Source organism: Psychrobacter glacincola (genome assembly GCF_965118485.1).
Taxonomy (GTDB): Bacteria; Pseudomonadota; Gammaproteobacteria; order Pseudomonadales; family Moraxellaceae; genus Psychrobacter; species Psychrobacter glacincola_D.
This window is the reverse complement of sequence record NZ_CBCPJH010000058.1, coordinates 1-9543: the sequence shown is the minus strand read 5'-3', so window position 1 is coordinate 9543 and position 9543 is coordinate 1. Positions and strand designations below refer to the sequence as shown.

The window sequence follows — 9543 nt, the reverse complement described above, 5'->3', positions numbered from 1 at the left end:
CTAGATTTTCAATCCAAGTACTTAATTTTGCTAGTACTGACGGCTCTTCTGTACTATTTGCATTCAATGATTGAGTTTGCCTACTATTCATCATTACTGTCTGTTTCTCCAGACTCTTCACAATTAACGGTAGATTGTTACCAGCTGTCGCTAAGATAAAGCTTGGATTCTTTGTCAGCGTCGTCCACTTCTGATTCCAACCACCATTACAATTGTAAGTAATCAAACTTCCGCGGTTATTTACTAAATTACCCGTTCGTAAATCAAAGCATTTATTACCTTGTTTGATTTGGTCGCTACCGTTCATCTCCCAAACTTGCGTTGGTGAGTCCAAGCTACAAGCACCCAAACTTACCCAAGAACCTTGTTCTGTCAAGCACTGATCTAATGCCATTTTACTATGGATTTTACCCTTAACATCGTAAACCCACTGTTCAGAATCATCACCGGTACAGCCACTTGGGCCGCTGATAAAACTATTTAGCTTACCGTCTTCTAGTTTTTCAACTTTAAGACAATTCTTACCGTTAAGTATAGGTTTGACATTTTCTAAAGGTTTGTCATCTTGTAAATCTAACCATTTCACAAACTGCTGAAATTCGCTGAGTGCTTCAGGCTCTTTCTTAATTAAATCAGTACTGTACTTATTGACCCAACGGTTTAAGCGATAGATAGTTTCTTGTTGCTGCTCATAACGCTCTAATGTTTCCAGTGCTTGCGGACTGAGCTCATCACGATACTCTTTATAAGAGTCATATAGTAATTTACCCTTAGTATTCAAGACAACCGTTGGATTTTTTGCTTGGGCAATGAGTTGCTTCTCTAATTCTGGTAACTCTACCTTTCTGAGTGCCGTATAGCCCTGCTCTTTACCGAAGGTAACCGCTGGTCTGATAGGGTCACTATATTGACGGATATCAATTGTCGAGAGATTTACTTCTGCTTCATTGGTTTTCTTACAGTACAAATCCACTTTTTTCGGATCTTCAGCAATCGCTAAATTGACATGGAATTTATTGGCATTACCATTCATCCGGTTAGGGGCTAAAGCAATATTATTAACTTTGTTACTATAAGTGACGCTCAACCAGCAGCTTGCCGCTTCTAGCGAGTTATTGGGTGTCGGTAAATCAAAGACGTTACCCCAGTTACCGCGTGCCTCAGGATAAATGATGCCTTTTTGTGCAACAGGATCATAACCGCCTAAGATGGTGAAAACAGGGACACCGGATAAGCGCGCCTTTAGATAATTACCATCTGCACTGTTGTACCAAACATTTTTAGATCCCGGCACTTTAGGCTGGATGACTTCCATTTTTCTAAGTGTAGGATTCCATTTCTTATAGCCAGTCGGTGAATCAGCGTCAAATACTGCCCGATTAAATGCTGGCTGTATTTTTAAATTTGCACTATAACCAGTGTAATGAGTGTAGTCTGAATAAGCGCCACTCTGTGAGCCGCCAGACATCGCATCACGACCATAGCCATAGGTGGCTAAGAAAAGAGGTTTACCACTGAGACCATCGCCTTCAACTGCTCTCGGCCAGTCTAAGTTGCTGCGCATTTTATTTCTAATGCCATTAAAGCCCCAACCACTGTCGGCATGATGCTCGGCCCAAAAGTAATCGCCGTTCTTTTCGCCAGGATAGTGACCTAAGCCATAATGATGGCCGATTTCGTGACTAAACTCATTACCGACCGAATCGATAATAGTCAGCATACCATTACCGCCACTTAAGCCATGGTTATGTTCGCCATTGGCATATTTACCACGTGCATGGTGCGCATTGACGTTTTGGGTTAGCTGTGGCTGCTCTTGACTTTGCATAGAGGCACTGGTTACGCCCCAATTGGCCAAGTTTATGCCGACACCAAAGGTAGCTTTTGCGGTATTTTCACGCATATCACCTTCGTAAACACCACCGTTTGAATTACTTACTGAATCATAGATGGTGCCATTGCCTACCATTACTCGATCAAGCTTCATATCATCATATACAGCAACGGTCATTTGTGCTGCTGGAATGGTTTGGAAGTAATCTGAACCGGCTCTTTCTGGGTCACGTAACATGTAATGCCCCCAAGATTGAGGCGGAGCAGTCAACATACCTAAACGAATATTGGTCAGTATCAACTCGCCTGGTGCAGCAAAGTCTATTTTATCTTCTAACAATTCACCGCTACGATTCTTCTCATCCACGATGCGGATTTTAAGACCACCTTCTACCTCGTTCCATTTGAGTTTAGTCGACCATGCACGATTACTATAAGAGACGCGAGGACGTTTGTCAGTATTGGTCTGATCAGTGGCTGGGATTTGAGTCGGATCGGCTAAGTTGACAGTGCGCAATAAAACTCCATCTTTATAAATCTCTACTACTAGCTTATCAATGTCACCCATCTCAAGAGTTGGGGTAACCAATAACAGCGCTTCTTTTTCTGCGGTTAGGCGCGGCATGTTTTTTGCTTCGTTGCCCTGTGGATCAACGGTATGATTCTGGCCAAACTGAATCATGGCTTGGAAAGTGCCGACTAAGTCTGGACGGATATCTCGAATCACTCCTGCTCTGCCAGCGTAGTCAAAAAACCCTAATACATACGCATCAGCGATATCTTTCTTCGGCTCTGGGTATTTGAGTTTTGTACCTGGTCCGATTGGCGTTGAAGGAATGCTCGGTGTACTTGGTCCGATAGGTGTTGAAGGAATGCTTGTTACCGGCGGCTTAACAGCTGGTGGTATTATAGCTGATGGTGTGACAGCTGGTGGCGAAATATGATCTGTTTCTTCACCACAAGCAGCAAGTATGATCGAAAAAATACCAATACTTAATGCCTTTAGCGGAAATATTATTATAGTTTTCAAAAAAAATGCCCTCATTTTTATAATGACGGCAATATAACAGCTATATTAGTGAAATGTACGAAATTTGTTCTAGCTATAAAAATAATTATAAATATATGTTAATTTTGAAAACATTTAGTTATGTATTAATAGGGAGCTATATTATTTCCTAGTTTTTAATAATCAATTTGAGCTTGGATTATCTGCCTCTGTAATAATATCGTTTTTAGCGCTAATATGATTAGCGTCACCTTTGTTTCTAACCATAACGTTATCCTGTGGAATAAGTATTTCACGATTATTTTCATCAATTTCTATGTCACTGTCCTTGTTATAAGCGACTGGTTCAAATTTCGGTATATTGTCATTATTATTAATTGGCTCTTGAGATAAGTTACTAGAGATAGGCGCGTCAGATTTTCTAAAAAATTTATTTTTCTTATTTTGAGCGTTTTTGTCATCAGTCAATTCATTATTAGCAGTTTTTTTACGTGGCTCACTATGAGAAAAAATAGCACCGAGTGGCACATTCAATTGTTCTCGAGCATAAGCTTCGGTATTCTCGAAGCGATTGACCAATAAGCTTAGCCAAGGTTTTTGGTCTTCTAAGCTCATCTCGTCAAGCTCATCTTTGATAGGTAAAGGATAAGGCAAGGTACGATAAAAATCCCACAAAGTCATTTTGCTCAAATCTTTTTTAAGCACATAATGCTCATCTTCTGTCATGGTAATCAAATTGCTGTCTTGCAGGTAATTGATATAGGTATACCATTTTGGCAGCTCTTTACGCCCGAGCACATTGCGTAGCGCTTGCTCACTGACTGCTTCACCTTTTAAGTGATGGGTATAAATCAAATTTAGCATATCAAGCAAGCTCAAAAACGGATGGCGTGGATAAACCTCTTCTGTCTCAAAAATAGTTAAGGTATAACTAATCTCAACCCCTAATAAAATGAGATTCCACGATAAATAAATCCATAATAAGAAAATCGGTAGGGCAGCAAATGCACCATAAATAGCTTCGTAACTGGTAAAGTTTGCCATTACCGTACCAAACAAATGCTTCATGAGCTCGAAGACAACTGCTACAAAAACACCTGCAATCACTGCGTTTTTTACTGGAACTCGTGCTTTTGGGATAAACCAGTACATACTAATGAAGCCACCTATCGTGACCCCAATGGATACTATCTGTACCCAAAATGACCAGTCGATACCATAACCGGCAATTTGACGATTTAAAAAGCTCAGGCTTTGTACCGCACTTGAGGCAATAAACGCCGTACCTAGTACCAATGGTCCTAGTGTGACAATGGTCCAATAGCGCAGCATACTTCTCATACCACCAGAGCGATTTTCTACGCGCCAGATCTGATTAAAAGCGCGCTCAATGGTCGTTAAAGTCATGATGGTGGTAAAAAATAACACCATTGCCCCAATAATAGTTAAATTTGAGGATTTTTCTGCAAAACTATTAATGTACTTACTGACTTGTAAGCTCGATTGCGGCAGTAAGTTGCTATAAATAACTTCATAAATCTGTGCTCTGACCGAAGATAATGCTGGCACTGAAGACAAAATCATCAATAGCACCGTTAAGATAGGCACAATCGATAATAAAGTCGTATAGGTCAATGATGCCGCTTTTTGCTGGCAATTGTCCTCAAAGAAGTGCCGCGTTAAAAAACGCAGGAATTGAAACCAGTGTTTGTGTAAAAAAGGCAATTTCTTTAGTAAATTTTCCATAACAACCATTTAGCAGAGACAATAGAGTGTGAGTAGTGTAACAAAAACGCAAGGTCTCATTCTGCGGGTTAATTGTTTCAAAATGCATGATTGTGTTTTGAATTTAAGCAGTCGCCGTTAATAAGCAGCTGGGCTAGGAGTAATACTGCGATTAATGGTTTGTTTGCATGTCAGTGAATGAGTCGGGCATAATGGCAGTATTATATTACTACTAAAGATTTTATAAGGAAGTGTTGCCAATGAGTCAGACCACCCCTTATGTTTTGGTGCTCTATTATTCAAATTATGGTACGACTAAGACATTAGCCTATGCTATCGCTCAGGGTATTGAAGAGGCAGGTATGACAGCACGTATTCGTACAGTGCCAACCGTTGCACCTGAAACGACCTCAAGTAAGCCTGCTATTCCTAATGAAGGCGATCTGTATTGCACCATGGAAGATTTAAAAAATTGCAGTGGACTTGCGCTTGGTAGCCCAACGCACTTTGGTAATATGGCAGCACCCATGAAGTATTTTTGGGATAATACCGTCACGCTTTGGCTGGCAGGTGATCTCCAGAATAAACCCGCTGCTGTCTTTACGGCGACTGGTTCTATGCATGGTGGGCAAGAGACCACACTGCTGACGATGATGTTGCCACTGATGCATCATGGCATGATAATTGTGGGTATACCTTATGCCGAGCCTGGACTTAATCGTACCCATCGTGGCGGCTCACCCTATGGTGCCAGTCATGTCAGCGGTGCGGCGCATGATCAACCGGTATCTGCTGATGAGCGCGAGCTTGGTATTGCTCAAGGGCGTCGTTTGGCGATTGCAGCATCAGCATTAGCACAAGCAAACTGGCGTTAAGCGCTTTTATTAATAAGGAAGCACAGTCCTCTCATGCCAAACACTTCTGATGACACAATAGAATCTTCTATTAAAGCCAGTAAACCGATTACGCCCATCCGCCAGCGTCTTATTGCAACGTGGCTGGTTTGGCTAAGCTTTAGATTGATTGCTTTACCTATTTTGATCAATGTCTTTAACATCAGTCACCCAGATATTATTGGCGGTATTGCATGGCAAGCATTATGGCTGGTGCCAGCATTTATCTTGACGCCATCGATATTACGCGGGCGTTCGCCTTATGCCTTGCTAATAGACAGTATGTTTACGTTGGTCTATTTAGGTGCGAGCGGGGTCATTTTATTCACGCGTGTTTATGGTAGTAGTTGGGCAGAGATAACGGTTTATTTCATTGACTTCGCTTTATTATTTGCGATTAACGTCTGGCTATTTATTTTATTAAAGCGCCTACCATCGATGAATAATGTGGTTAAACCACCACGTTCACGTTAGCAGTTTCATTAACGACAGATAGTTAATTTTGATTAATAAAAAAGCGGCGCTCTATTTGGAGCGCCGCTTTTTTATGGTGATATTGTTTTTTAGAAGTACTTTTATTAATTAACCTTCGTTAATTCTAAGTCCATCTTTTTACCGTCGTTAATTTGGCTTACTTTTACGGGTAAGTAATCTAAGCTTGGTGCCAACCAAAAGCTAGTAGAGCGGCTATTGTCATCATGGATACGGTCGACACGCACAGTATCAAATGTTCCTGCTGGTACGGTAATTTTAGTATTGCCAGATTTTTTAAACGGCGTTTTTTCGATGCTATCGTGTTTGGCCATGTAGTAATTGCCAGAGAATTTACCGTTTAATAAGTCTTGGCGAATTTGCACCTCAAGGCTCAAATCATCAAAGGCTTGCTGCGGCATATTCATGGTGGTCGACTTGCCTCTATAATTACTCACGACTTTTTTGCTACTTGGGTTAAAGTCGAGCTTATGCGTACGACCAACGCCCAATAGTTTATAAGTGGTGCTGGCTTGTGTTGGACTAACATTGTTACCTTTAATGGTGAAAGTACTGTGCTGATTTGCGCTTGCGACGCCAGCTACTCGTGCATCGACGTTGTATTTCCAAGTATTTCCTGATTTGCTAAGGGCACGAGTGGCAGTACCTTTGTATTTGTCTTCAACCGTAAAAGTATAGTTGGCGCTTGAAGGTTGAATGTCTTTTGCGCTGGCAATTGTTGGTGCCGTCATACTTAATGCTCCGATAGCGACAATACTTGCCCCAGTGGTTAAAGCTGTTAATAGCTTAGATTTACTGTGCTTTTTATCATTATGGTCAGTCATGGATAGTCCTTAATTAATCGGTAATAAATAATAAGTGAGTTAGTTTTATACGTTTAAGCGCCTATTTTGGCGATATGGTTTACCAATTTGGTTATGTTCACAAAGACTATAATGGTCATAACTTGTTACATTTTCAAGAGCTAAGGATTGCGCTGTCGTTTGCCTCTTGTAGCAGATGTTGCTGCGATAGCTTCCTTTATCAAACTGGGTAACTTGCTGTAAAACTAGTAATAGCATCAGGATAATTTCTTTAATTGTATAGCTTATACACTGTTTAATATAGATTTATGAAAAACACTGCCTAAAAAGCAAAATTCTTGTAAATTTTTGGCCTTTACACTTGAAGCGTACTGTCCATGCCCCCACTTTTTGAAACAAGCTCAAGACTTATCTTTAATATGCTGCTTTTGAAAAATAGCTTTTGTAGATAAAGGTGTTGAGACACTCAAACCAAATAAACTCTTAGTTTAAATAACCAACTTATTGGAGACATATTGATGAATATTCGTCCTTTACATGATCGTATTGTTGTCCGCCGCATAGAAGAAGAAACAAAAACGGCTGGTGGTATCTTGCTTCCTGGTTCTGCGCAAGAAAAACCTTCACAAGGTGAAGTGCTAGCAACGGGTAACGGTCAGATTCGTGATAACGGCGAAACTCGCGCGTTAGATGTAAAAACTGGCGACAAAGTATTGTTCGGTCAATATGCTGGTCAAACCGTGAAAGTTGACGGCGAAGAACTATTGATTATGAAAGAATCTGATGTATTGGGTGTGCTAGAAGGCTAATTGCCAATAAAGCAATTTAGCTAAGTATTTTTAGCCAAGACCATTTATAAATATCATTGAAACATTTAATTGCATTCTCATACTTATAATAGTGGAGTAATTTAACATGGCAAAAGACGTAAAATTCGGCATCGATGCCCGTAAACAAATGATGGATGGCGTAAACATCCTAGCAAATGCCGTACGCGTAACTTTAGGTCCTAAAGGTCGTAACGTGGTTATCGATAAATCATTTGGCGCGCCTACCATCACTAAAGATGGTGTTTCAGTTGCTAAAGAAATCGAGCTTGAAAACAAATTTGAAAACATGGGCGCTCAATTGGTCCGTGAAGTCGCTAGCCGTACTAACGATGTTGCTGGTGATGGTACAACGACTGCGACTGTATTGGCTCAGTCAATCTTGCAAGAAGGCATGAAATCTGTTGCCGCTGGCATGAACCCAATGGATCTAAAACGCGGTATTGATAAAGCCGTTCGTGCAGCCGTTGAGCAAATTCATTTGTTATCAACCCCTGCTGACGATTCAAAAGCGATCGCTCAAGTTGGTTCTATCTCTGCTAACTCAGACACCAAAATTGGTGAATTGATTGCTGAAGCGATGGAAAAAGTCGGTAAGCAAGGCGTTATCACTGTTGAAGAAGGTTCAAGCTTTGAAGATACCTTAGAAGTTGTGGAAGGTATGCAGTTTGACCGTGGTTATATCAGCCCATATTTTGCGAATAAGCAAGACAGCTTAACGGCTGAGTTTGAAAATCCGTATATCTTGCTTGTTGATAAAAAAATCAGCAATATCCGTGAAATCGTGCCATTACTTGAGCAAGTGATGCAACAAAGCAAGCCATTGTTGATTATTGCTGAAGACGTAGAAAATGAAGCATTGGCGACATTGGTTGTAAATAACATGCGTGGCGGCTTAAAAACTTGTGCGGTAAAAGCACCAGGTTTTGGCGATCGTCGTAAAGCAATGTTAGAAGATATCGCAACGTTAACTGGCGGTACCGTTATCTCTGAAGAGATTGGTCTGAGCCTTGAGACTGCGACCCTTGAGCAATTAGGTACGGCTAAAAAAGTAACTATCGGTAAAGAAAATACCGTCATCGTTGATGGCGCTGGTAACTCTGCTGATATCGAAAATCGTGTTGAATCTATCCGTCGTCAAATTGAAGAATCAACGTCTGACTATGATAAAGAAAAGCTTCAAGAGCGTATGGCGAAACTTGCTGGCGGCGTTGCTGTTATCAAAGTTGGTGCTGCGACTGAAACTGAAATGAAAGAGAAGAAAGACCGAGTTGATGATGCGCTACATGCCACTCGTGCAGCGGTTGAAGAAGGCGTTGTTCCTGGCGGCGGTGTAGCCTTGGTTCGTGCAATGAATGCATTGTCTGAGTTACGCGGTGATAACGACGACCAAAACGCTGGTATCAATATCTTACGTCGCGCAATGGAAGCCCCATTACGTCAAATCGTGACCAACTCAGGCGAAGAAGCGTCAGTGGTAGTGAACGAAGTGAAGAGCGGCACTGGTAACTACGGTTACAACGCAGCTTCTGGCGAATACGGCGATATGCTAGAGATGGGTATTCTTGATCCGGCGAAAGTTGCTCGTTCAGCGCTAGAAAATGCGGCATCTGTTGCAGGCTTAATGCTAACTACCGAAGTCATGATTACTGATTTACCGCAAGGTGATGATGGTATGGCTGGCATGGGCGGCGGTGGAATGGGCGGTATGGGTGGAATGGGCGGCATGATGTAAGCTGCACTTACTAAGATAGTCCCATTCGCTGAAAATCATCTATGACGGCTGTAGGTGATGAAGTATAAGAAAGCCCCAACTCTCATTGAGTCGGGGCTTTTTTTATTCTCTTGTGTGAATAAGATGTTTTTTCCTAAAATTACCAGCTATTTAGATCTAGTGCTCTTAATATATTACAAACAATGTAAATCACCATTTAGCTTATTATTAAGATATAGTTAACTAA

Annotated in this window: 7 protein-coding genes; 4 read left to right on the top strand and 3 right to left on the bottom strand. The window is 41.2% G+C overall.

The genetic code is table 11. The features are described from left to right. The coding region (locus ACMHKH_RS14100; RefSeq protein ID WP_413521262.1) for a M66 family metalloprotease at window positions 1–2851 on the bottom strand (2851 nt) is incomplete at its 3' end. A 174-nt stretch (window positions 2852–3025) separates the two neighbouring features. Then, complete coding sequence (locus ACMHKH_RS14095) at window positions 3026–4588, bottom strand: YihY family inner membrane protein (protein WP_413521261.1); 1563 nt, start codon at window positions 4586–4588, stop codon at window positions 3026–3028. A 239-nt stretch (window positions 4589–4827) separates the two neighbouring features. Here ACMHKH_RS14095 and wrbA point away from each other — a divergent pair, with 239 nt between their 5' ends. Together wrbA and ACMHKH_RS14085 are read left to right on the top strand one after the other, a co-directional pair. After that, a complete protein-coding gene (gene wrbA / locus ACMHKH_RS14090) occupies window positions 4828–5442 on the top strand; it encodes an NAD(P)H:quinone oxidoreductase (RefSeq protein WP_413521260.1) in 615 nt (204 codons plus the stop codon). A 33-nt stretch (window positions 5443–5475) separates the two neighbouring features. Beyond that, window positions 5476–5934 (top strand): hypothetical protein, encoded by a 459-nt coding sequence (locus ACMHKH_RS14085; RefSeq protein WP_413521259.1) that lies wholly within the window; start codon window positions 5476–5478, stop codon window positions 5932–5934. Window positions 5935–6038: 104 nt separating this feature from the next. Here the strand turns inward: ACMHKH_RS14085 and ACMHKH_RS14080 are convergent, their stop codons facing one another. Continuing rightward, the gene (locus ACMHKH_RS14080; protein WP_413521258.1) at window positions 6039–6776 is read right to left on the bottom strand and encodes a DUF3108 domain-containing protein; all 738 of its coding nucleotides are present in this window, start codon (window positions 6774–6776) and stop codon (window positions 6039–6041) included. A 494-nt stretch (window positions 6777–7270) separates the two neighbouring features. Here ACMHKH_RS14080 and ACMHKH_RS14075 point away from each other — a divergent pair, with 494 nt between their 5' ends. Further along, a complete protein-coding gene (locus tag ACMHKH_RS14075) occupies window positions 7271–7564 on the top strand; it encodes a co-chaperone GroES (RefSeq protein WP_041757514.1) in 294 nt (97 codons plus the stop codon). Between the two features lie 106 nt (window positions 7565–7670). Further along, window positions 7671–9317 (top strand): chaperonin GroEL, encoded by a 1647-nt coding sequence (gene groL / locus ACMHKH_RS14070; RefSeq protein WP_413521257.1) that lies wholly within the window; start codon window positions 7671–7673, stop codon window positions 9315–9317. The last annotated feature ends 226 nt before the right edge of the window (window positions 9318–9543 follow it).

Bases quoted from the DNA above. Each gene is read 5' to 3' on its own strand.
- groL (WP_413521257.1), top strand. From the start codon at position 7,671: ATGGCAAAAGACGTAAAATTCGGCATCGATGCCCGTAAACAAATGATG.
- wrbA (WP_413521260.1), top strand. From the start codon at position 4,828: ATGAGTCAGACCACCCCTTATGTTTTGGTGCTCTATTATTCAAATTAT.
- ACMHKH_RS14085 (WP_413521259.1), top strand. From the start codon at position 5,476: ATGCCAAACACTTCTGATGACACAATAGAATCTTCTATTAAAGCCAGT.
- ACMHKH_RS14095 (WP_413521261.1), bottom strand. From the start codon at position 4,588: ATGGAAAATTTACTAAAGAAATTGCCTTTTTTACACAAACACTGGTTT.
- ACMHKH_RS14080 (WP_413521258.1), bottom strand. From the start codon at position 6,776: ATGACTGACCATAATGATAAAAAGCACAGTAAATCTAAGCTATTAACA.